Origin of the sequence: Adlercreutzia muris, from assembly GCF_041223505.1 — a bacterium.
In the GTDB taxonomy this organism is placed as follows: domain Bacteria; phylum Actinomycetota; class Coriobacteriia; order Coriobacteriales; family Eggerthellaceae; genus Adlercreutzia; species Adlercreutzia muris.
In genome coordinates, this window is sequence record NZ_JBCLQK010000001.1 from 167,010 (window position 1) to 189,296 (window position 22,287).

Consider the following 22,287-nt stretch of genomic DNA (forward strand, 5'->3'; position numbering starts at 1 on the left):
CCTCCCTAGATCTTCTCGATGGAAACGCAGGTCTTCTTGAAGTCCGGCTCCTTGGACAGCGGGCAGTAGGTGTCCTGCACCACCAGGTTGATGAGCGTCTCCTCCGCGAAAAACGGCGCGAACACCATGCCCGCGGGCGGACGGGTGCGGCCGGCCGTGGACACCGTGATGTCGCAGGTGCCGAAGCGCGAGGTCACGCGCACGCGGTCGCCGTCGGTCACGCCCAAGCGCTCGCAGTCGGCGGGGTTCATGTCCAGCAGCGCCTCGGGCAGGGCCCGGTTCAACTCGGGCACGCGCCGGGTCATCGATCCGGTGTGCCAGTGCTCCAGCAAGCGCCCGGTGCAGAACCAGAACGGGTACTCATCGGTCGGCTCCTCCGCCGGCGGCTCCCAGGGGCGGAATACCACCGAGGGCTTCTTATCGGCGGACTTGTAGAAGCTCACGCCGCCGGCCTTGTCGTGCTCGCCGTACTGCTCGACGCCGAACTGGTCGAAGCCGTCCTCCTGGGGGCCGTCGCAGAAGCGCCACAGCGTGGGCTTCCACTGGCCGTCCACCTCGCGCACGGGCCAGGTGAGGCCGTGGTTGTGGATGTACTCCTCGTAGGGGGCCAGCTGCTTGGCCTCCATCTTCAGCTTGGCCTCGGTGTTGATGGCCGCGGCGTCGGGGTTCAGGTCGGGGTTGGAGAAGGTGCGGTACTCCTCCCAGATGCTCGCGCACACCTCGCGGTCGGTGCCCTTGAAGGCGGCCGCGTCGGCGTCGTACCACGCGCCGAACAGGTGGTCGAAGGCGTCCTCCCCGCCGATCTGCTCGCCGGCCAGCACGCGCTTGGCGATCTCCATGAGCATCCACAGGTCCCACTTCGCCTCGCCGGGGGCGTCCACGGCCTTCTCGAACACGGCCGTGCGGCGCTCGCCGTTGCCGAAGGCGCCCTCGCGCTCCACCCACATGGCCGCGGGCAGCACCACGTCGGCGTACTGGCAGGACAGGGTCGGGTACACCTCGGCCACGCAGATGAAGGCGTCGTTGATGCCCTTCATCTCGCCTTTGCCGAGGAACCGGGTGAGGTTCGGCATGGACACGGCCCAGTTGTTGTGGGCGCTCCAGAGGAAGTCGATGCCGCCCTTGGAAAGTTCGCGGAACATCTTCACCGTGTGGTAGCCCGGCGTCTCGATGGCGTCGAGGTAGCCGTTGGGCAAGTCCCAGATGGCCTCGGTGTAGCGGCGGTGATCCGGGTTCTTCACCACCAGGTCGGCCGGCAGGCGGTGGGAGAAGGTGCCCACCTCGCGGGCCGTGCCGCAGGCCGTAGGCTGGCCCGTCAGCGAGAAGGCGCCGTCGCCGGGCAGCGCGTAGCGGCCCGTGAGCAGGTGGATGTTGTAGATGCAGTGGTTCATCCAGGTGCCGCGGTTGTGCTGGTTCACGCCCATGGTCCACAGGGAGAGCACCTTGCGGCTCTTGTCGGCGAACACCTCGGCCAGCTCCTGGATGTCCTCGGCGGGCACGCCGGAGAGCTCGGAAGCGTACTCGAGCGTGTAGGGGGCGAGCCGTGCGGCGAAGGCCTCGAAGGTGATGGGCTCCACGTTGTCCACAGCCTGGCCGATGTCGGACTTGTCGTAGCCGTCGTCGGTGGCGTTGCCGAGGTTCTCGGTGCCCTGCTTGAACTGCACGTGGTCGGCCACGAAGGCGTGGTCGTACTTGTCGTTCACGATGAGGTAGTTCGCGATGGCGTTGGCGATGGCGATGTCGGAGCCGGGGCGGAAGGTGAGCACCTTGTCGGCCGAGGCGGAGGTGCGCGTGGTCATGGTGGTCACGTCGTAGTGGCGCACGTTGGCGTCGGCCAGCTTGCGGGCCGTCAGCCGCGAGTACAGCATGGGATGGGCCTCGGCCATGTTGGCGCCCCAGGTGACGAAGGTGTCGGTCTCGTCGATGTCGGCGTAGCAGCCGGCCGGCTCGTCGGTCTGGAACACGTTCATGAAGCCCACCACGGCGCTGGCCATGCAGAGGCGCGCGTTGGGGTCGATGTTGTTGGAGAGCAGGCCCGCCTTCCAGAACTTCGCCTGGCAGTAGCCCTCCACGATGGGCTGCTGGCCGCTGCCCCAGAAGGCGAGCCGGCTCTTGTCGGCCTTCCACGTGTCGCGGAGCTTGCCGGCCACCAGATCGAGCGCCTCGTCCCAGGTGGCCTCACGCAAACCGTCCGGCGTGCCCTTGGTGGCCTTGTCGTCGCGGATGAGCGGGCGGGTCAGGCGGTCCTCGCCGTAGAGGGCGCCGGCCAAATAGTAGCCCTTCACGCAGTTGAGCCCGCGGCTCGAGCCATTCTCCGGGTCGCCCGTGACCGAGATCACCTTGCCGTCCTTGGCCTCCACGATGACGCCGCAGCCGCAGCCGCAGAAGCGGCAGACGCCCACGGTCTTGGTGGTGTCGCCGCCCGTCGCCGCGGCGTCGTCGCCGGTGCCGGCCAGCGACGAGGAGCAGCCGCCCATGGTGCCGGCGGCGGCCGCCGAGGCCAGGACCACGGCCGTGGTCTTCACGAAGTTCCGTCGAGTCAGTTCCATAGTTCCTCCCTTATGGTTCGGGGGCCGCACCCGGCCCCGAGTTCCTGAAATACGCCGCCCGCGCCGCCGACCGCGTCGGCCGGCATCGCGGCACCGGTCGTCACGCGCTGCTGTGGCGCCGGTCGTCACGCCTCGCCGTTGCGCCGGGCCGTGTAGGCCGCCTCGTCGGCGCCCGTGGGCACCACCACAATGGCCGGCGCCGGGTCGCTCACCGGGCAGCGCTGCTCGCACAGGCCGCAACCGGCGCAATCCTCGTCGATCACCTGGGGCGCGAACACCGCGTGAATGGCATCCCCCTCGCGGGGGCGGTAGTCGATGCGGATGGCCTCGTCGATGAGCGGGCAGGCCCGGTAGCACACCTCGCAACGCATGCCCTGGAACGACAGGCAGGTGTCCTCGTTGATAACGGCCACCCCCATGGCGGCGGCCTTGCGCTCGGCTGGCATCTCCAGAGCTCCCGTGGGGCACGCCGCGGCGCAGGGGAAGTCCCGGCAGAGGCGACAGGCCTGGGCCCGGGCGTTCAGAAACGGCGTGGAAGCCTCCCGGCCAGCATTCAGCGGAGCGGCGTGGATGGCCTGGTAGGGGCAGGCCTCCAGGCAGCGCCCGCACCGCACGCAGCGGGCCGCGAAGCGGGCCGGCTCGCCGGCGCCGGGCGGCCGCAGCAGCGGCAGCGGCGACGGCGCGGCAGCGTAGGCGGTGCCGGCGACGAACACGCCGGCCGCCGCGAGGGCGGCAACGGCCGAAAGACGCATGGCGGATCCTCTCCCTTCCCCTTGCGCGATGACGGGCGGCGCGGGGGCGCAACTGCGGCCCGCACCGAAGTTCGGCGCACAGTCTACGATGGGGACGGCCCGCCCGCGAAGGGACAGTTCCCCGCTAATTCATGGGGACGGTTGAAAAACTTCCCAGGGGACGCCTCCACCAACCGTCCACATTTGCTAAGCTTCTGAGTCAGGAAACAATGCGCTCCCCTTCGACCAAGGTTGAGCGTAGAGGGAGCGCGGGGTGCTCTGACCGAGCGAGTTCCACAGCGACGAGAACAGGACTAAACGTCCTGTTCTCCAAAGCGAGGACTGTCTGAGCGAATCAGAGTACCCCGCGCTCCCGACCCCGGAAGAGCCCCAAAGGAGCCCCATGCACCTGGACGAGCACAGCGACATCCCCTTCTACCAGCAGCTCTTCGATCAGCTGCGGGCCGATATCGAGGACGGCACGCGGCCCGCAGGGGCGAAGCTCCCCTCCATCCGGGGGCTCGCCGGCGATCTCGGCTGCGCCCGCAACACCGTGGAGCAGGCCTACCACCTGCTCACCCAGGAGGGCTACGTGGAAAGCCGGCCGGGCAGCGGGTACGTGGTGCAGAACGTGGCCTACCTGCAGCCCACGGCCGCCTCCCCCGCCTGCGCCGTGCTGCTGGGGTCGCCGGCGCGGCGGACCCGCTACGACTTCACCTACGGCGATTTGGAGCCGGGCACCTTCCCGGCACTCGCCTGGCGCACCATCACCGACGACGTGCTGCTGTCGGTGGAAAGCGCCGGCTGCGACGCCTACAACGACCCCTTCGGCGAGGAGGCCCTGCGCGTGGCCATCGCCTGGCGCATCGCCACCCAACGCGACATCGACTGCACCCCGAGCCAGGTCATCGTCCAGGGCGGCACCCAGACGAGCGTGCAGAACCTGCTGGCCCTGTTCGACGGCGCCGCGGACACCGTGGCCATGGAGGACCCGGGCTACGACGGGGTGCGCTCGGTCATCGAGCGGGCCCGCTTCGCCATCGCGCCGTGCCGGGTGACGGAGGGCTACGACGCGTTCCTGGAAGATCTGGAGGCCTCGGGGGCGCGACTCGTGTACCTGACGCCGTCGAGCCAGTTTCCCACCTGCCGCATCATGCCCACGGACATACGCGAGCGGGTGCTCGATTGGGCCGAGCGCACCGACGCCTACATCCTGGAAGACGACTACTGCCGCGACTTCCGCTACCGGGAACGGTCGCTGCCGCCGCTGGCCTCCATGGACACCCGCGGGCGCGTCATCTACATGGGCACGTTCTCGAAGTCGCTCTCGCCGGCCTTGCGCATGAACTACCTGGTGCTGCCGGAGCCCTTGCTGGCCCGCTGGCGCGAGCTGTTCGCCAACTCCTACTCGCCGGTGCCGTGGCTGAACCAGAAGGTGCTGGCCCGCTTCATGACCGACGGCTCGTGGGACAGGCACCTGCGCCGGGTGCAGGCGAAGAACCGCCGCAAGTACGACGCCCTCACCGCTGCGCTGCGTGAGTGCATGGGCGAGCGCGTGGAAGTGCTGGAGTGCGGCACCGGCCTGCACCTCTTGGTGCGGGTGCGCGACGGCCGGGGCCAGGACGAGCTCATCGCCGCGGCCGCGGCGGCCGACGTGGCCGTGTACCCCACGAAGAAGTACTGGGCCGACCCCGCCCACCGCCCCGGCGGCATCGTGCTCGTCGGCTTCAGCTCCATCCGCGAGGAAGACATCCGCCCCGGCATAGAAGCCCTGGCCCGGGCGTGGTTCGGGTAGGGGTGGCCCATCAACGCATCATTCCCGTTCGATAATACCGTCGCGTTCTCGCGTTGCCATCGGGCTCGGCCAAACCCTCAGCCACCAAGCCCTTCAGGTACTTCGCAGCGGTCTTCGCCGTAACCCTCGCTTCGCCGGCTGCTTCCGAGGCCGACAGCGACCCTCTCTCTTCCAGAAGAGCGAGAATGGCCAGGCGCGTTGTCTCCTTCATCGATTCCGCCGGGTGCGACCCGGGAACCAGCTCGATCTCCCGAGGAATCTGAGTCACGAACACATCGCCCTCCCGGAGCGCAGGATCGGCACCGAGGAACGGCTTGGAGTACTTCTCCAAGTTGCGCAGCCCGCTGCCCAGCTCCTCGGCATAGCCAATCTGGGTGAAGAAATTGGCGATGATCGGGTTCTTCGGCATGGGGTTGAAGTCGGCCAGCGTCAGACGCCCCTCAAAAATGGCGCGGCTCGCGTTCTCTGTGCGCAAGCCCGCGTCGTCGATGACGAGCTTCGCGGGAAAGGGGCTCGTGAACTCGCGATGGATGAGCGTGTTGGACACCACCTCGCGCACGACAATATCGCGCACGCTGATGCGCACATCTCCCTCCAAATAAAACGGATCGGGAAGGTGCTTTGCGCAGAATTCCCTCAGCCGATCATAGGCGATTATGAGATTGTCCCGCACGGTCGCGCGATCGTCGTAGCGGTCGGGATCGTCCTTGCGGAACACGGCGTCGGTCTTATAGGCGGGGCACGCCGCCAACACGGCCTCCGGCTTGCCAAGCAGCAGCGCGGCAGCGCGATTAAATCCCTCGGCACCCGTCTCGATATCCCTCATATAGAGCTGGGCACTTCTCAGCAACTCGAAATCGTCCATCTGTCCCCACGGGTGTCCCGGTCGGCGAAGAACCGCACGCTTACGGCACTCTTCGATGAGGGGGAGTTCCAGATCCTCCATACGCAAATGGGGAAAGATGTGCTGCTCGGTGAAAACGGTGTACTTCCGCAAGTAGAGAGAGGATATCTGGGAATCCGTTTTCAAGACCACGTCGGCATCGGCCACGCGATCGTACACCCGTCCCTTGAACCGGAAAACTCCCTGAGTCGGCGGCACCCACACTCGAAGTACCGAGCGGTCATCGTATTCGATGGACTCGAATTCCAGGCTCGGCGGCATGTTGAAAAGGTTGGGATTGTAGGTGCAGTTGATCAGGTTGCGCTGTATCTCGAGCAAGTTTGCCGACGGAACCCCCGTCACTTCCCCGTTGTCGGTCACGCCGAGGAAGAGGCTCCCTCCATTCCGGTTCGCAAAGGAGCAGATGGTCTCGAGCGCATCGGGGCCAGGGTTGGTCCCGCAGCGTTTGAATTCCACCGTCGTAGATTCCCCTTGGCGAAGAATGGCCTCGAATACCTCGCGCTCCATAACGCCCCTTTCGCTCGTTTCCTAGCAGAATAGAGGAAAAAATAAGGGAATAGAGGAAAAAATAAGGGAAATTTCTTTAGCCGAGGCACCCTCAAGAGGACATTCGTTCCAGCGTCGAAGCCCCCACAAGGGCCTGATTCGGACAGAAGGCGAGGATGGCCGACCACGCTCGGGGCAGCCGCCTCACCCCCTCGCGACAGAGCACCTTTCTCGGTTCGCCAACCGCCCGATATGGCATGGTGATCACCCCTGCCGGAGAAAGGATCGCCGTGGCCGATGAGCTCATCGTTCGATCGAGTGTCGCCGAGTACCTCACGTTCATCACCGCCACGGGCGAGAGCGAGGTGAATGCCGTCTACGCCGACGAGAACGTCTGGCTCACCCAGAAGATGATGGGCATCCTCTACGACGTGGGCACCAACACCATCAACTACCACTTGAAGAAGCCGCTCAACGACGGCGAAAGCCCCGCATAGGCCAGGGCGGCCGGCATGGCCGAGGACCCTCCCGCGGAGACGGCTCGATGCCAGGGCGGCCGGCCACGATCACGGGGCTGCGGTGTCGTCCTCGGGCGTGCGGAACACCAGGTCGATGAGTTCCTGCTTGGAATGGACGCCGAGTTTCAAGAAAATGTTGCCTATGTGGGTCTTTACCGTGGATTTCGACAGCGTCAGTTCCTCCTCGATGCGCGTCTGGGTGCGCCCCTGCGCCATCAGCACGAACACGTCGACCTCTCGGGCCGTCAGGCCGTAATGCGCGCCGAGGGCCTCGCACCGCCGCTGCAGCTCGCCGAGCATGTCGCCGGCCTCGGCGGCCGGCGGCGCCACTTCGCCGCTGCCGTAGGCTCCGCCGATGACGGGAGCGCTCAATGCCGCCACGACAATCAGTCCGTAGCACATGATGGCGATGGTCGCGCTCGCCGAGGCGGCCGAGATGCCTTCGAGCGACTCCGCGGCGAAGCGAATTCCCGCGTGGAAGAGATTCGCCGCGCCGACCAGCATCAGCGGCGGCACGTCCAACCGCTGGATGGCGGACACGATGACCGTCCAGGCGAACACGTGGGCGAAGAACTCGATGGCAAGGGTCACCGTATCGAGGGCGACCATGCTCTCTCCGAAGAACGACGGAACGCTCGCGCAGAAGAAAGCCGCGATGACCACGAGGAACGGCAACTGGTAGCGAACGGAGAGCGCATCGCGCATGCGGCGGTACAGCGTCAGATAGCTGAGCGCCAGCACCAGCATCGCGGCGATAACCGTCTGGGCGAGGGCCTGGACGCTGTCCTCGGTGTAGTAATCCGGGCGCACGTTGCTCCAGAATCCCACGGTGCTCACAGCGGATGCCATGGCGAGGGCCATCTGCGAGGCCAGAATGAGGGCCACGGCACAGCCCACGATGCGGCCCGTCGCCCTTTCCGGATGAGCCGCGTCCGGGCGCCTGTTCACTCGCAGGAAGGCGGCGCAGGCCACCAAGGGGAACGCGATGCACAGAATGACGGCGGAGCCCGAGGTGAACAGGGCGTTGAGGCTGTTCGAGGCGACCTGCTCGACGGCCTGGGCGACGGCTATGACCGCCACAGCGGCCTCGATGCGCAGCTTGGTGGCAATGGTGATATGGAACGTGGCCACGATAAGCGGATAGCACATGCCCATCAGGAACTGGCACAGCAGCTCCACGGGAACGGAGTCGATCAGGGTCTGATGGGCGCCGAAGCCGTGCAGACAGGTGACGACGCACAGCACGCAGCACGCCAAGGCGCACGCCTCGGCGAGATACCGCCCCAGCACCCGATAGAGGGCCACCATGGCCAGCGCGACGCACACGCGCCCGAGCAGGTACACGTTGCGCCCCATGTCGTAGTAGCTGGAATCGATGATCGAATCGAGGAAGATCGGGCTGTGCCCAACCAAATTGACCCACACGCCGATCACGACCAACGCAACCACCATGAGAATGGCCGTGCCGACCGACTCGTCGATGGCCGCTCCGAGCGTCGGAATGCGCACCCGGCGATTCCGCTCGTCGAGGATACGCTGACGGCGGCTCTCCCGTGCCGTCCCCTCCCCCGCCTTCGCCATGTCTGCCCGGCTCGCCTCCCTCTTCCTCATAGGATGCGCCTCCCCTCCCGAACCTTCCGACGTCTGGCCCATGCGGGACCAACGCCGATAGACGAACGGCCCCTTCGAGCCGTTCGCCATCCTTTACCGTCTATCCAGCCTGCGAAGGCGCCGGTCAGCCAGCCGGCTTCCCCGCACGCTCCGCTCCTAGTACTTGCCCATGATCTCCTCGTACTTTCCGTTCGCTTTGATGTCGGCCAGCCCCGCGTTGAACGCCTCGAGAAGCTCGGCGCTTTGGCCCTTGGGCACGGCGAGCCCGTAGGCCACGCCGTCGGCGTCCTCGAAGTACGGGTCGGAGAAATCAAATGCCGTCTTCGCGTCATCGGTGATGGCCACACCCCCGACGACGCCGGCGACCTCCCCCGACTCGGCCGCAGCGAGTGCGTCGTCGGGATCCTCGTTGAAGTACGTGTACTCGATGCGGAAATCCTGATCGTTGGCCACGGCCGCGCAGATCTCCTCGTCGATGGTCAGCCAATCGCTGTGGGAATCGCGTCGTTGGGCCGGCGCTTGGGCGGGGTCGATCGCGAGGGCGTACACCTCGGGCGCCGCCGGCGCTTCCACCTCGGGGGCCTCCGCTTCGGAGGCTTCCGCAGAAGCCACGGTCTCTTCGGCGGCCGACTCGGGCGCCGGCTGCGAGGCGGCCCCGTCGTCGTTCGCGCAGGCCGCCAGCCCGCACAGCGCCGCCATCAGGACCAGGGCCGCCAAGGTTTTGGGAAGTGCGTTCATACGCCCCTCCTTTCATGTTCCGTTCATTGTCATGGTACAGGGCCGGGCCGCACGCCTCTCCCGGCACGCGGCCCGACTTGCTATTCGTCTCCGTGGCACGAGCCGCACTCGTAGGTGCCCTTGTGGTGGCATCCAAGGCACTTCTGGGGCGCCACCTCCTCCACCGGGTCGCTTCCGTGCATCTCGTGGCACATGACGCAGGTCACCGATGCGTGATCCTCGTTGACGGGCAGATCGTGGGGGGTTCACCGTCATGCCGTTGTTGTCCGTCAGCACCGTCGCGGCGGCCGTCTTCTCCTTGAGCTGCGCCTGGTCGTGACAGCCGCTGGTCAGACACGTCTCGGGCTGCACCTCGGTCTTCCGCAGCTCGGAGGGCGGCCGCGCCGTCGCGTAATCGGCGTGCACCTCGCCCATGGCCTCGTCGGCATGGCAGGTGGCGCACGTCACGCCCTGGCCCGCATGGAATCCGGATCCCGTTGCCGCATCGGCGGCTGCAGCGCTCTCCTCGGCATGGCACGAGGCGCAGTCGGAGTCGGCCGACCACGCGACCGCCTCGACCGCGGGTGCGCCCCCATCGTCGGACTCGCCGCCCGTAGGCGCCTGTTGCGGCGAGCAGGCCGCCAAGGCCGCCACGGCGCACAGCGAGATCGCCGCCAGCAGGAGACGTTTCTTGCCCATCATCTTACCTCCAGTAATCACATCACGGCAGGAACCGCGGCAGGGGCCGCATGGGGAGCGGGAGGGAGGGGCGGCTCCCCATGCGGTCGGCCGTCGGGGAAAAGCTAGCTCAGGGGCTCCAGGGTCATGGCATGCTCGACGGCCATGATGCCCGTGGAGTAGGTCTCGGGGATGTTTCCGCCGCCGTTGTACATGGCACCCCAGATGGAGCCGCACTCGCCGCAGTTGTACAGGCGCGGAATGGGCTCGCCGTAGTGGTTCATGGTCTGGCAGAACTCGTTGCGCTCCGGACCGCCGTCGGTGTTGGTCTGGCACTCGCACAACTCCATGGCGTAGAAGGGGCCCGCCAGCGGCTGCATGGTCTCGGCGGGGCGTCCGAACTCCGGATCCTCGCCGGCGGCCGCGTACTCGTTGAACTTGGCCAGCGTCTCGGCCAGGGCCTGCGCATCGACGCCCACCGTCTGGCCCCAGTAGTCCTTGGCGACGATCTGGGCGGCCAGCTCCTCGATGGTGTCGGCCTTCATGACCCAGCCGTTGTCCACCCACTCCTGGTTGTCGATGGCCGTGAACAGCCCGTGCTGGAGCGCGAAGCGGTAGTTCTCCTCATGGTCGGAGATCAGCGGACCGGCATCGAACATGGCCTGGTCGAAGATCCAGTAGAACGGCAGGTTGATGTAGTCGGCGAACTCCGGACCCACCTCGTCGGCGAACTCGATGCCCGCATCGTCCTTGCCGTGCACGTGCACGAAGCGGTCCCAGGCCTGGGTACGGTCGGTGTGCCCGTGGTAGAAGCTCTCGTTCTGGAAGCGCTTGCCGAAGCGGTTGATGAAGAAGGAGGACTTCGTGGCCGGCGCGTCGTCGTGGCCCTTGGCCTCGTAGGCGTCCACCACGATGCCGATGCCGGTGGCCTGGGTGGCCGGCACGTTCGCCAGGGCATGGACTTCCTTCTTGTTCATGTGCCACAGCTTCGCGCCCACGTCCGACGCCATGCGGATGCCGTCGCCCTGGTTGAAGGGCGTGCCGTAGAAGGTCACGTAGGCACCATGGGGATGCGCACCGAAGTTGTCGCGGATCTCCGGGCTGTTCTCGTAGCCGCCGCAGCACAGGATGACGGCGCGGTTGGCCTTGATGTTGATCTCGGTGCCTCCCGACCAGGTGTAGCTCGGAATGTCGAACTGGACGCCCGTCATGGCCGTGACGCCGATGACCTCCTTGGTATTCGGATCCTGGATGAGGCGCGTGGCCGGCGTGGCGACGAGCACGTTGCCGTCCTCCACGCTGATGCCCATGTCGCGGGCCGCGTCGGCAAAACGCTGCCAGGTGGTGTTCGTGTTCTCGCCGGGCTTCGCGCAGCGGAACGACGCCTTGCTGTCCTTGGTGCCGTCGCCGAACTCGGTGGCGCCGGGTACGGAGGGGTACACGAAGTTGTACTTCTTGTAGTCGGGCTCGATGCCGATGCTGCGGGCGAAATCCGGGAACTTGTGGAAGGCCTCCACGTGGGCGCGGAGCACCTCGTCGGGCGTCACGCCGCGGCAGAGCGACTTGAAGTAGTTGAAGCCAGACTCGACGTCCTTGCCGATGGTCCAACCGCCGGTGCAGCCGGTATTGCCGCCGCGGGCCTCGGTGTCCTTCTCCAGCACGAGGAAGCTCGCGCCGGCCTGCTGGGCCGAAATGGCGGCGGTCACGCCGGCTCCGCCATAGCCCACGATCACGATGTCAACCTCGTGGTCCCAATTGATGTCGCTTCCCGTGGAGGCGACCTTCACGTCCTCGTTCTGCTCCGTCGAGCATGCGCTCAGCATCCCCGCCGCAGCGACGGCGCCGGCGCCGACCACGGCCGAGCGCTTGAGAAATTCGCGCCGAGAGACGTTCTGCAGTTCTTGCTTCATGTCCATCCCCTTCTTCGTAATGGAACCGATAGTCTCCGTGGAGCCCCTTGACTCCGCACCCCCACTATTCACGATTCCAAGCCCGCGCGTATCGGGCAGAAGGAGGGAACATCTCATTGGACAGAATATCGGGCATTTCACCCGAGGGCATCAACGATCAGGCATTTCTCTGGAAAGGCCGTCCATCGGGCGCCAACAAGAACCTTTCCCGACCGCAGCAAGGAGCATCTTGCCTCGTCTATTCTTCGGAACCTCCCGCCATCGGGCTTTCAGATGCCTCGATCTGCTCTGTTTCCCTTTCCGCCACGAGGACCAGGTAGTCGTCCACTTCGCGGAGGGCCCGTTCGATCCCGCGGGCCTCGGTGGCGTAGCCGAACATGATGAGTTGTGCCTCCTCGCCCTCCATGTGATCGCACAGAATCTGAGCGCTTCGCAGGTTCGCAGGCACATTGCCGTACAGCGCACACGACTATACGTTGATAACGTATACCACAGCTGAAAAGCTGCCGAAAAGGCAGGTTGGCATCGGGGGCGTTTCAAGTTGGGGCCTTTCCCGGGTGGCCGCTCCAGCATTCCTACAATGGAGTTCGACTGAGTATACATCGAACGCGAGGAATGACATCATGGGCGCGAATGCGGACGAGCACACGTCGGATGGGCCGTGCACGGCCGCCGGCTGGCATTCATATTCACAGGGCTTCTGCTGGCGATGTTCGTGAACTCGCTGTCCGAGACCATCGCCGCCACGGCGCTGCCCACCATCGTGGGCGATTTGGGCGGCGTGGAGATGATGCAGTGGATTTCCACCGCCTACATCCTGGTGAGCACCGTGGTCATGCCCGTCTACGGCAAGATCAGCGACCTGTACAACCGCAAGCACGTCATCATGGTGGCCCTGGCGCTGTACGCCCTGGGCAAGGCGGTGTGCGGCCTGGCCGTGTCCATGGAGATGCTTATCTGCGGCCGCTGCCTGTCGGGCCTGGGCGGAGGCGGCCTGGGCATTCTGGCCTACGCCATCATCTCGGATGTGGTGCCCCCGCGGAAACTCGGCGCCTACATGGGCATCATGGGCGCCGTCTTCACCACCTCCAACGTGCTGGGCCCGGTGCTCGGCGGCTGGTTCGTGCAGGTGCCGGGCTGGCGGTGGATCTTCTGGTTCACCATTCCGCTCGCGGGCCTCGCCCTGGCGGCCCTCGGCGCGTTCCTCCCCCGACGCACCGCCCAGAAGAAACGCGCCGTCATCGACTACGCGGGCGCGGCGCTGTTGGGCCTGTCCGTCACCTCGCTCGTGCTGGCCAGCGCCTGGGGCGGCGCCCTGTACGCCTGGGACAGCTGGGAGATCATCGGGCTGTTTGCCCTGTGCGTCGCCTCGGCCGTGGCCTTCGTGCTGGTGGAGCGCCGGGCCACCGAACCGGTCATGCCGCTCTCGCTCTTCCGCAACCGCAACTTCGTGCTCTGCGCCGTCACGAGCCTCATCATCGACGTGGCGTTCATGGGCACGGTCACCTACCTGCCCACCTACTTCCAAATCGTCGACGAGATGAGCCCCGAGCTCGCGGGCCTCATGTGCGTGCCCATGAGCATCGGCATCTTCATCACGTCCACGGCCAGCGGCTTCATTGCGGCCCGCACGGGGAAGTACAAGTGGATGCTCGTCGCCTCGAGCGCCATCGCCGCCGTGGGCTTCTTCCTCATGTCCACCCTGCAGGTGCACGAGGCGTTCTGGCTGCCGCTCGTGTTCCTGTTCATCCTGGGCTTCGGCATCGGCTTCGGCATGCAGATCCTCACCCTGGTGGTGCAAAACGAGTTCCCCCACGCCATGGTGGGCGCGGCCACGGCGGCCTACAACTTCTTCAGCGAGATCGGCTCGGTGCTGGGGGCGTCGCTCATCGGCACCCTGTTCACCTCGCGCCTGACCGCCGCGCTTTCCGCCACGCTGCCGGCCACCGACAACATCTCCGTGGCCCACATCACCCCGGCCCTCATGGACAAGCTGCCCGCCTCCGCCCAGGCCGTCATCGCCCAGGGCTACTCCGACGCGCTCGTGCCCCTGTTTTTGTGGTTCGTGCCCATGGTGGCCGTCACGGTGGTGATGATGGCCCTCGTCAAGCAGCACCCCCTCGCCACAACCATCAACCACGGCGGCACGAAGCCCTTGCGACGACCCAGCTCGAGCAGGCAGGACACTAACCGTCCCCTTCCTCCCGATTCACCAACTCGATAAGTTCTTGTTTTGCATGCACGCCCAGCTTCGCGTAAATGCGCTTGGTGTGGGACTGCACGGTGCCGGGCGCCACGAAGAGTTTCTCGGCAATGGCCTTGCTCGAGTAGCCGAGGGATATATAGTAGAGAATCTCCCCCTCGCGCCGAGTGAGGTCGTGTTGTTCCGCGAGAGCATCGCAGGCTTCCCTGCGCCCCTCCTTTTCCGCAGCGGGACGCGCAGCCGACAAGGGCCGCGCCGCTTTCACCATGAAAAGGGTCAGAAACGCGACGATGGCCAGAGCCAGTACCGCGGCAATGACCAGCGACGCCGGGCCGAGCAGCGTGCCGGCGTCGAGGGCGTGGCCGGCGTCGAGGGCGTGGCCGGCGGTGGCGAGGGGAAGCAGCACGTAGGCGAACGTCGTCGGCAGCCAGAAGAGCGCCAGCAGATACACGGCCGCCGTGCGCACCAGATTCGACCCCTTCAAAAACGCGCTCACGAACATGGCGACGAGCAGAAGGACATCGAACACGCGGATGAGCGCCAGCACCACGCCGGCGGCCGCGGAGAAATCGCCGTGGGTAAGCGAAGAGAAGCTCACAGCCACAAGCCCCAAGAACAGCACCGCGAAAAGCCCGTTGCCGAACAGGCACACCGCACGCAGGTACCGCGATGCCTTCGAAGACGTCGCGAGCATGAGCACGCTGAGCGCGAACAGGAGCAAAAACGTCACCCCGCGGGACAGCGGCGCATCGCCCAAATATTCCAGCGCCGGATCGGCCACATAGAGCAGACCGTGCACGAGCACCGTCGCGAAAAAGATGACGTAGAAGAAGCGCCACCCGTTTCCATAGAGGTCGGCGTCGCACGGGGAAGGAACTTCTCCCCCGTCCGCCGCGGCAGACGCGGGGACGGCCAAAAGCCCGAAGCAAAGCTGGGCGATGCCGCTCAAGCTGAGACCGGCCACGGCGATAAACGCGTAGAAGGGCGCAGGCGCCGAGTACGCGAATGCCACATGGCCGCAGAGCGCCGCCAAAACCACGAGTGCCAGAACTGCCTTCAAGCCCTCCCGTCGCGCAAGAACGCCGAGCATGAGGAACATCCGGGCTCCGAGGGCCACCAGACCGAGGGCGTAACAGCCGGCGCCCAAAGCACCCCATATCAGCGCCGCATCGGAACCCACTGAGGGAGCAAACCAAAGCATCACCGTACCGCCTGTTGCCACGACGGACGCCGCGGCGGCAACGCTGAGGGGGCGAAGAATTCGCCCAATGCGTTCGCAGCCCACGATGCAGCCAATCAGCCCAGCGGCAAAAATCAGGGAGAAAAGGGCGAAAACGACGAACTGCTGCGCCCCGAATCCGGAGAACAACGTCGTGTGGTAGAGGTTGTGCTGCAAGTACGGAACGGTGAGGAGCACGCTGAAGAAGCACGCCGCCATCCGCCGCACGCTGTCAAGCGATGGGATCCGCTTTTTCGTTCCTTCGCGCATCGCCCCTCCCCCATCCTGCGACGAATGCCGCATATCGCCTGATCATCTTCATATTTGCCCAATTTTTGGGCAAAGCATCCATGGAGCCAATGCTCGAAATTACCCTAAAACGGGAGTTTCGCCCGAAGCATTTTCCCTCCATGATCGAGCCACTGCATGGTAGCAAATTCTCCGCATCCATGCAGCGAAGGAGAACCTATCGGAAGGGAGATTATCATGGCAATGGCACAGAGCCGCCGGTCCTTCGTGAAGACCGCGGGAACGACGCTTCTCGTTGCGGGGCTGACGGGCATGGGCCTGGCAGGTTGCAGCTCGAAAGGCGGCGCCTCCGAGAGCGCACCAGCCGCAGACGGCGACTTCGCCTGGGACGAGGAAACCGACGTGCTCGTCGTGGGCGCGGGCCTGGCCGGCGTGGCCGCGGCCGTCACCGTGGGCAAGGAGAGCCCCGATGCCTCGTGCCTGCTCATCGAGAAGGGCACAAGCCCCCTCGGCAACGGCAACAGCCCGTTTTCCAGCGGCTGGTTCATGTACACGAGCGCCGACCGCGAGCAAGCGGCCCTCGACTATCTGAAGGAGCTGCGCCACAGCGACACGGGCACGCCCGACGACGTGCTCGCCGCCTTCGCGACCGAACTGACCCGCAATCTCGATTGGATCAAGGAGCTCGGCGCCGCCGACACCGACCTGACCATCGTCCCCGGCACCACCGACTACGCCTGCTTCCCCGAATACCCCGAGCTGGAGCATTCCGCGGCCATCGACTACGCCGCATTCACCGCCGAGGACAGCAAGTGGGACCACGTCACCAAGTTCATGAACGAGGTGGTGGGCGGCCTGCCTTCCGTCACGCTGAAGACCGAGTGCCCGCTCGTGGCCCTGGTGCAAGATCCGACCACCAAAGCGGTGCTCGGCGGCATCTACAACGACGGCAAGAACGACGTGCGCGTAAAGGCGAACAAGGGCGTCATCATGACCTGCGGCGGCTTCGAGAGCAACCCCGATATGATGGCCAACTATTTCTCCCAGCCCACGGTGACTCCCATCGCCGCCCAAGAGAACACCGGCGACGGCCACCGCATCTGCGCCCTGCTGAACGTCGCCGAGTGGCACATGAATTCCGGCGCCGGCTTCTGGAACACCATCCGCAAGCTCGACGATTCGGGATGGGGCAAGTACAACGGCTCGGGCAGCCCGCTCAAGAACCTCGGCATTACCGTAGGCGACAACGGACGGCGCTTCTACATGGATTGGGACGCCTGCTGCACCTTCGATTGGGACCAGTTCTACGCGGGCGTGCCCATGAACGCCGCGGTGGGTTCGCGCCACGGCCACATGCAGTTCGGCGGCAACTGGCACCTTTTGCCCATGCCCGAAATCAGCTGGTTCGTCTGCGACCAGGCCGCCATGGACGCCGGCGCCTACGCCTTCCAAGGCACCGACCCGGTCGCCGAGGGCTTCGGCTACAAGGCCGACACGCTGGAGGATCTGGCAGCCCAGGCGAACCTGCCCGTCGACGAGTTCGTCGAAACCGTGACCGTGTGGAACGGCTACTGCGAGAACGGCAAGGACCTCTCCTTCTTCCGGCCGCCGAGCACGCTGACCCCGGTGAAGACCCCGCCGTTCTACATCATGATGCAGCGGCCGCAGATGCTGAACACCGACGGCGGCCCCGTGCGCAACGCCAAGGGCGAGATCATCGACATCGAGGGCAACGTCATTCCGCACCTCTATTCCGCCGGCGAGTTCGGCTCGGTGTGGTCGGGCCATTACCAGGGCGGCGGCAACCTGGGCGAGTGCCTGGCCTTCGGCCGCATCGCCGCCCGCAGCGCGCTCGCCAACGAGTAGACCGCTCGACCCGCGGTCGACTGCGCCCGCGGGCACCCGCATCGCGCCATTCCCCCAGCCCCGCCGACCCCTCCCCCGGCGGGGCTTTTCATCGGGGATGGCTTGCGCAAAGCAGGGAGAGCATGGAGCCGGCCCCGTTCGCAACCTTACGCCGCATACCCGCAGAGGGGAAACGGAAATCATCCCGAGAAATTTGGCAAAAACTCAAGTTAGTAGGGTGGGGATTTGAGAAAACGCTCGTCTGCCGACCCTTATTGCCCCCAGGTTGCCGTTTCGGAAGGTGCCGACGCTTCGCAAACCCTACCAAACTCGTTTTTTTGCGAAAATCAGCTTGAGATTTTTGAAAGTGCCCGCAAACCGTGCTCAGTCACCACTTCGTCCACTGGCATGTCATAGTCCTCGTGCGGGAGGTGGTCGGCGAGCTGGGCGGCGCGGCAGAGGCCCATGGAGGTGCCGGGGAACGTGGGCAGGAAGGTGTCGTAGAAGCCGCCGCCGTAGCCGAGGCGGTAGCCCTCGCGGTCGAAGGCGAGCCCGGGCACGAGGGCAACAGGGGTGTGGAAGTCGCGCGGCGTCACCTCGCGGGCCGGGTCAGCTGGCGGCTCTTCCACGCCGAAGGAGCTGCGCTCAAGGCAGTCCAGGGAATCCACCGCGTACCACCGCATCTGGCGCGTACCGGGCACCACCCGCGGCAGGGCCACGGTCTTCCCCAAGCTCCACGCCCGTTCGATAAGCTCCCGCGTATCCACCTCAGCCCCAAAGCTCAGGTACGTGAACACCCCGTCGGCTTCCGCAAACTCGGGCAACGCCGCCATGCTCCCCGCAATAGCCGCATCCGCCGCCCGACGCTCCCCTTCCGACAACTTGGCCCGGAGCATCCTGAAGTGCTGCCGCAGGAGATTCTTATCTGCTGGTAACTCCACCGAGCGTTCCCTTTCTCTCGCATCAAACACGCAGCCCTGCATGAGAGACTGTCCGCTCCAAAGCACATCCATCCTGAGCATTCCTCGCATGCAGATACTTCCCCGCAATCCTCTTTTGAATGAACTGCCCGATTTTGTATCCAAATCTGCAGTTATCAGCGTCTCGAAGGCCTCGGCGTCGAGCCTCATTCTTCTCGCAAAACCAAAACGCCAGTTCAGAGCTATATGAGAAGTGCTACACACTGACCGGCAAATAATACCGACGCTGATAACTGCAGATTTGAGTACATCATACGTCAGTTCGCGAAAATGAGCGAATGCAGGACGGTCGCGCATTGTATAAACGCGGGCAAGGTCGATAGCGTGCGGGCACAGATGCGGGCACAATCCATGCAAAACGGCCCCGGGATATTCCCGAGGCCGTTACATTTCCGTGGTGGAGATGATGGGATTCGAACCCACGACCCCCACGTTGCGAACGTGATGCTCTCCCAGCTGAGCTACATCCCCACGAAGGTGTGCGCTTTCGCGCAAGGCAGTAGTTTGCCCGATTTGGCGGCGGTTGTCAAGCGCTGCCCTTAAGAGACCACGCGCTCTTCCATAACGTAGTCGATCAGCTCCATGGACTCGTCCACAAAGGGGGCGAACAGGGGCTCGCCGTTCTGGGACAGCTCCACCATGCCGGTGAGCACGTCCACGTACTGGTAGGACTGACGGGCGGTGCGGCCGCGCTTGCGGTCCACCTCCATGATGAACAGCTGCGGGTGAACCTGGGTGAGCACGCCTTCGCTCTCCACGATCTTCGAGCGGCCCATGTTGGCGCGCACTTTCAGTCGTTGACCGACGAAATCATTCAAGGTATCATGAATGCCATCGACGATCTTTGCCTGCTTGGCCAAATCCATTGACTAACTTCCTCACGTGTGCTGACGGTACAAGTACAGCCCCATATCATACCACGATTGTCAAGCCCCGCAACTTTTTTCGGCCGCGGGAATATCCGCAACCCCTAGCGGGGCCCATTTTTGAAGGCGGCTCCAAGAGGTGCGCAAGTCTTAGGAATGCTTGTGGATGCCGCCGTCCACCATGTAGGACTGGCCGGTGAAATAGCCGCCCTCGTCGCTGACGAGCAACACGATGAGCGGAGCGCAGTCCGCTTCGGTGGTGCCGATGTAGCCGAGCGGCGTCTTCGCCTCCAGGCTCTTCAGGGCTGCCGGCTGGGTCTCGCGGAAGAAGTCGGTGGCGATGATGGGCAGAAACACGTTCACCGTGATGCCGTATTTGCCCCACTCGTTGGCCGCCGTGCGGGTGATGGCGCGGATGGCCTCCTTAGCCATGCCGTAGGCGCCGAAGCCGGCGTTGCCGTCGTAGCCGGCCGCCGAGGCGGTGTTGATGACGCGACCGTGGCCGCTCTCCTTCAGGTAGGGGAAACAGGCCTTCATGAACATCATGGAAGCGAGCGGGCCGCTCTCGAAAGCCTCCAGGGCATAGGCCTCGTCAACGTCGTTGATCTCGCGGTACTCCATGGCGCCCTGGGCGCAGTTGATGAGGATGTCTATGCCGCCGAAGCGCTCGACGCACTGGGCCACCACGTTGCTGATCTGATCGACGTCGGTCACGTCGCAGGCCACGGGCAGCACCTCCCCGCCGAAGGCCTCCACTTCCGCCTTCAGCTCCTCGAGCTTCTCCACACGGCGGGCACAGGCGCAGATCTTCGCGCCGTTCTCGGTGAGCACCTTGGCCAGGCCCCGGCCCACCCCCGAGCTGGCCCCGGTCACAATGGCCACGCGCCCCTCAAGTTTCTTCATTATGGAACTCCCATCTGATCGATCTACCGATAGGTGCACCCCGGCCCGCACGCTCGGGCGGAAAAGCCGCCGAGCCGTTGGGCGACAGGGCTTGTCAGTATAAGGGTTGCCGCGCCCGGTGCGTCGGCAGAACGGCCCGTGGAGGCTACAATGGCGTTCTCAACGGATCAGCGAACCTGCGGAAGGGAGGGGCCATGGCAACCATTGCGATGGTGGACTTCGATTTCGACGACTGCGACTTCGAGCGGGCCATGGTGGAGGCGGCGGGCATTGAGTTCACGAGCTTCAGCCACGGCCGCCACTGCACCGCCGACGAGATCATCGCCCATGCGGCCGGTGCCGACGGGATCATCACCTCCTACGGCCACTTCACGGCCGAGGTGATCGCCGCCCTGCCGGCCGCCCGGGTCATCAGCAAGACCGGCACCGGCGTGGACAACATCGACGTGGAGGCGGCCACGGCCGGCGGCATCGCCGTGTGCAACGTACCGGCCTACGGCACCGAAGTGGTGAGCGACCATGCCATCGCGCTCGCGCTGGCATGCCTGCGGCGCATCAACGAGATCGACGCCGACATGCGCGCCGGCGTGTGGGACTTCGCGCGCCGCCGACCCTTGGGCCAGGTGCGCGGCCGCACCTTCGCCGTGGTGGGCTACGGCAACATCGGACGGGCCACGGCCGTCAAGGCGGCCGCCCTCGGCTTCTCCGTCGTCGTATGGGACCGCCACGGCCAGCCGGGCACCCTCACCGCCGAGGGCTTTCCCTACCTCGCCTTCGACGAGGCCCTGCGCGCCGCCGACGTGGTCAGTTTCCACACGGCGCTCACCCCCGAGACCCGCCACCTGCTGAACGCCGACAACATCGCCCTGCTGGGCCCAGGCGCCATCGTGGTGAACACCTCCCGCGGCGCCGTCATCGACACCGACGCCGTGGCGGCGGCCCTGGAGGCGGGAAGGCTCTGGGGCGCGGGCATCGACGTGTTCGAGACCGAGCCCGTGCCCGCCGACGCGGCCATCATGCGCGCGCCGCATACCGTGCTCACCGCGCACGCGGCCTACTGGTCGGAGGAATCGGCCGTGGAGCTGCGGCAGCGCTGCACGCAGAACGCCATCGACGTGGTGCTCGGCCGCGCCCCCGAGGCCTGCGTGAACCCCGCGGTGCTTCCCCGGGCTTTGGCGAAGTAGCGGGTGCGGCGGGGCACGACCAGGGGCGTTTCGCGCTAACCCCTCGGACGGCAACCGCCCCCAGCCCGAAAAAAGCCCGACCGCGGGCTGGGAGCGGTCGGGCCGGGGAGGGATGCCGGGGCGAACGGGAGGGTGCCGCCCCGGCGCGGGATGGGCTCTGAGCGGGGGGCGCTGTCCGACAAGAGCATTGCCGGATAGCAGCGTGAGGACCTTTGAGCGGGCAGCCTAGCGCTCGCGCAGCTCGTGGCAGGTGCCGCATTCGAAGGTGCCGCGGTGGTGGCACTGGGCGCAGTACTTCATGGCGTCCTTGGGCAGATCCTTCGAATGGTTGTTGTGGCAGTCGGTGCAGGTGGCCGGGTTCTCCTCGTGTTTGGCGCCGGCGGGGCGCTCGTGCGGGTTCACCGTGGTGCCCTTGTCGTCGGTCAGCGCCGTGGAGTCGGCGGTCAGCTCCGCCACCTGCGACAGGTCGCCGTGGCAGCCGATGCAGGTGGCCTCGTCCACGGTGACGACCGTGGCCTTGGTGGCCGGCTTGTCGCCCATGGTCGCGTCGGCGTGGGCCTCGGAGAGCACCGCCTCGTCGGTGTGGCAGGTCACGCAGGTCACGCCCTCGGCCTCGTGGGCCACGCCCTGGGGGCAGGCCGCATCGGTGGCCGATTCCGCCTCGGCGGTATGGCAGGTCGCGCAGTCGGACTCGGGGGTCCAGTTCACCGGCTGGTCGGCCATGGCATCGCCGCCGCCGGCCTCCCCGGCCGGGGCCTCGGCCCCCGAAGTCGCACCCGAGCCGGTGTCGGCCGCGGGCTGGCCGGGGGCGCAGCCCATCAGCGTGGCGGTCAGCGCCGCCACGGCGAGCATCGCGCCGAGCACGGCCGCGAGAGCGAGACGGCGATGGCCCCGCTTCACATCACATTCCATGGGATTCTCCTCTCATCTCGCTCGCGG

Annotated in this window: 18 protein-coding genes and 1 tRNA gene; 5 read left to right on the forward strand and 14 right to left on the reverse strand. The window is 65.8% G+C overall.

What is annotated here, in order from left to right; genetic code table 11:
• Positions 1-5: 5 nt before the first annotated feature.
• Together AAK988_RS00660 and AAK988_RS00665 are read right to left on the reverse strand one after the other, a co-directional pair.
• Positions 6-2,549 (reverse strand): molybdopterin-dependent oxidoreductase, encoded by a 2,544-nt coding sequence (locus AAK988_RS00660; protein ID WP_369873314.1) that lies wholly within the window; start codon positions 2,547-2,549, stop codon positions 6-8.
• Between the two features lie 125 nt (positions 2,550-2,674).
• Positions 2,675-3,301, reverse strand: a complete 627-nt coding sequence (locus tag AAK988_RS00665) for a 4Fe-4S dicluster domain-containing protein (RefSeq protein ID WP_242370011.1) — start codon at positions 3,299-3,301, stop codon at positions 2,675-2,677.
• A gap of 382 nt (positions 3,302-3,683) precedes the next feature.
• Here AAK988_RS00665 and pdxR point away from each other — a divergent pair, with 382 nt between their 5' ends.
• On the forward strand, positions 3,684-5,075 hold the full coding sequence (pdxR, locus tag AAK988_RS00670) for a MocR-like pyridoxine biosynthesis transcription factor PdxR (protein WP_369873313.1): 1,392 nt from the start codon (positions 3,684-3,686) through the stop codon (positions 5,073-5,075).
• A 10-nt stretch (positions 5,076-5,085) separates the two neighbouring features.
• Here pdxR and AAK988_RS00675 read toward each other — a convergent pair whose 3' ends face one another.
• The gene (locus AAK988_RS00675) at positions 5,086-6,486 is read right to left on the reverse strand and encodes an RNA-binding domain-containing protein (protein WP_135970672.1); all 1,401 of its coding nucleotides are present in this window, start codon (positions 6,484-6,486) and stop codon (positions 5,086-5,088) included.
• Between the two features lie 269 nt (positions 6,487-6,755).
• Between AAK988_RS00675 and AAK988_RS00680 the strand changes: the two genes are divergently transcribed.
• Complete coding sequence (locus tag AAK988_RS00680) at positions 6,756-6,962, forward strand: virulence RhuM family protein (protein ID WP_321194130.1); 207 nt, start codon at positions 6,756-6,758, stop codon at positions 6,960-6,962.
• 69 nt (positions 6,963-7,031) lie between these two features.
• On the opposite strand, the gene AAK988_RS00685 is transcribed toward AAK988_RS00680, so the two are convergent.
• The 5 genes from AAK988_RS00685 to AAK988_RS00705 all read right to left on the reverse strand — a co-directional run bounded on the left by AAK988_RS00685 (position 7,032) and on the right by AAK988_RS00705 (position 12,278).
• Complete coding sequence (locus tag AAK988_RS00685) at positions 7,032-8,594, reverse strand: helix-turn-helix transcriptional regulator (RefSeq protein WP_172711587.1); 1,563 nt, start codon at positions 8,592-8,594, stop codon at positions 7,032-7,034.
• A gap of 156 nt (positions 8,595-8,750) precedes the next feature.
• Positions 8,751-9,332: a transporter substrate-binding domain-containing protein gene (locus AAK988_RS00690; RefSeq protein ID WP_135970675.1), complete on the reverse strand. Its 582-nt coding sequence runs from the start codon at positions 9,330-9,332 to the stop codon at positions 8,751-8,753.
• An 80-nt stretch (positions 9,333-9,412) separates the two neighbouring features.
• Complete coding sequence (locus AAK988_RS00695; RefSeq protein ID WP_369880263.1) at positions 9,413-9,538, reverse strand: hypothetical protein; 126 nt, start codon at positions 9,536-9,538, stop codon at positions 9,413-9,415.
• Positions 9,539-10,114: 576 nt separating this feature from the next.
• Positions 10,115-11,899, reverse strand: a complete 1,785-nt coding sequence (locus AAK988_RS00700; RefSeq protein ID WP_369873312.1) for an FAD-dependent oxidoreductase — start codon at positions 11,897-11,899, stop codon at positions 10,115-10,117.
• 238 nt (positions 11,900-12,137) lie between these two features.
• A complete protein-coding gene (locus AAK988_RS00705; protein ID WP_172711589.1) occupies positions 12,138-12,278 on the reverse strand; it encodes a hypothetical protein in 141 nt (46 codons plus the stop codon).
• A gap of 282 nt (positions 12,279-12,560) precedes the next feature.
• Between AAK988_RS00705 and AAK988_RS00710 the strand changes: the two genes are divergently transcribed.
• Positions 12,561-14,123 (forward strand): MFS transporter, encoded by a 1,563-nt coding sequence (locus tag AAK988_RS00710; RefSeq protein ID WP_369873311.1) that lies wholly within the window; start codon positions 12,561-12,563, stop codon positions 14,121-14,123.
• Here AAK988_RS00710 and AAK988_RS00715 read toward each other — a convergent pair.
• The gene (locus AAK988_RS00715; RefSeq protein ID WP_172711590.1) at positions 14,086-15,303 is read right to left on the reverse strand and encodes a helix-turn-helix transcriptional regulator; all 1,218 of its coding nucleotides are present in this window, start codon (positions 15,301-15,303) and stop codon (positions 14,086-14,088) included. The genes AAK988_RS00710 and AAK988_RS00715 overlap by 38 nt on opposite strands.
• Positions 15,304-15,807: 504 nt before the next feature.
• Here AAK988_RS00715 and AAK988_RS00720 point away from each other — a divergent pair.
• On the forward strand, positions 15,808-17,436 hold the full coding sequence (locus AAK988_RS00720; RefSeq protein WP_161127523.1) for an FAD-binding protein: 1,629 nt from the start codon (positions 15,808-15,810) through the stop codon (positions 17,434-17,436).
• Positions 17,437-17,762: 326 nt separating this feature from the next.
• Here AAK988_RS00720 and AAK988_RS00725 read toward each other — a convergent pair whose 3' ends face one another.
• The 4 genes from AAK988_RS00725 to AAK988_RS00740 all read right to left on the reverse strand — a co-directional run bounded on the left by AAK988_RS00725 (position 17,763) and on the right by AAK988_RS00740 (position 20,164).
• Complete coding sequence (locus tag AAK988_RS00725; RefSeq protein WP_321194133.1) at positions 17,763-18,692, reverse strand: 5-formyltetrahydrofolate cyclo-ligase; 930 nt, start codon at positions 18,690-18,692, stop codon at positions 17,763-17,765.
• Between the two features lie 98 nt (positions 18,693-18,790).
• Positions 18,791-18,866: transfer RNA gene (locus AAK988_RS00730), tRNA-Ala, on the reverse strand.
• 68 nt (positions 18,867-18,934) lie between these two features.
• Positions 18,935-19,261 carry a Veg family protein gene (locus AAK988_RS00735; RefSeq protein WP_016308269.1) on the reverse strand — a complete coding sequence of 109 codons (327 nt, stop codon included), beginning with the start codon at positions 19,259-19,261 and terminating at the stop codon, positions 18,935-18,937.
• Positions 19,262-19,411: 150 nt separating this feature from the next.
• On the reverse strand, positions 19,412-20,164 hold the full coding sequence (locus tag AAK988_RS00740; protein ID WP_369873309.1) for an SDR family NAD(P)-dependent oxidoreductase: 753 nt from the start codon (positions 20,162-20,164) through the stop codon (positions 19,412-19,414).
• A gap of 194 nt (positions 20,165-20,358) precedes the next feature.
• On the opposite strand from AAK988_RS00740, the gene AAK988_RS00745 reads away from it, so the two are divergent.
• A complete protein-coding gene (locus tag AAK988_RS00745) occupies positions 20,359-21,348 on the forward strand; it encodes a C-terminal binding protein (RefSeq protein ID WP_369873308.1) in 990 nt (329 codons plus the stop codon).
• A 225-nt stretch (positions 21,349-21,573) separates the two neighbouring features.
• On the opposite strand, the gene AAK988_RS00750 is transcribed toward AAK988_RS00745, so the two are convergent.
• Positions 21,574-22,260, reverse strand: coding sequence for a cytochrome c3 family protein (locus AAK988_RS00750; RefSeq protein WP_369873307.1), 687 nt, complete (start codon positions 22,258-22,260; stop codon positions 21,574-21,576).
• Between the last annotated feature and the right edge of the window lie 27 nt (positions 22,261-22,287).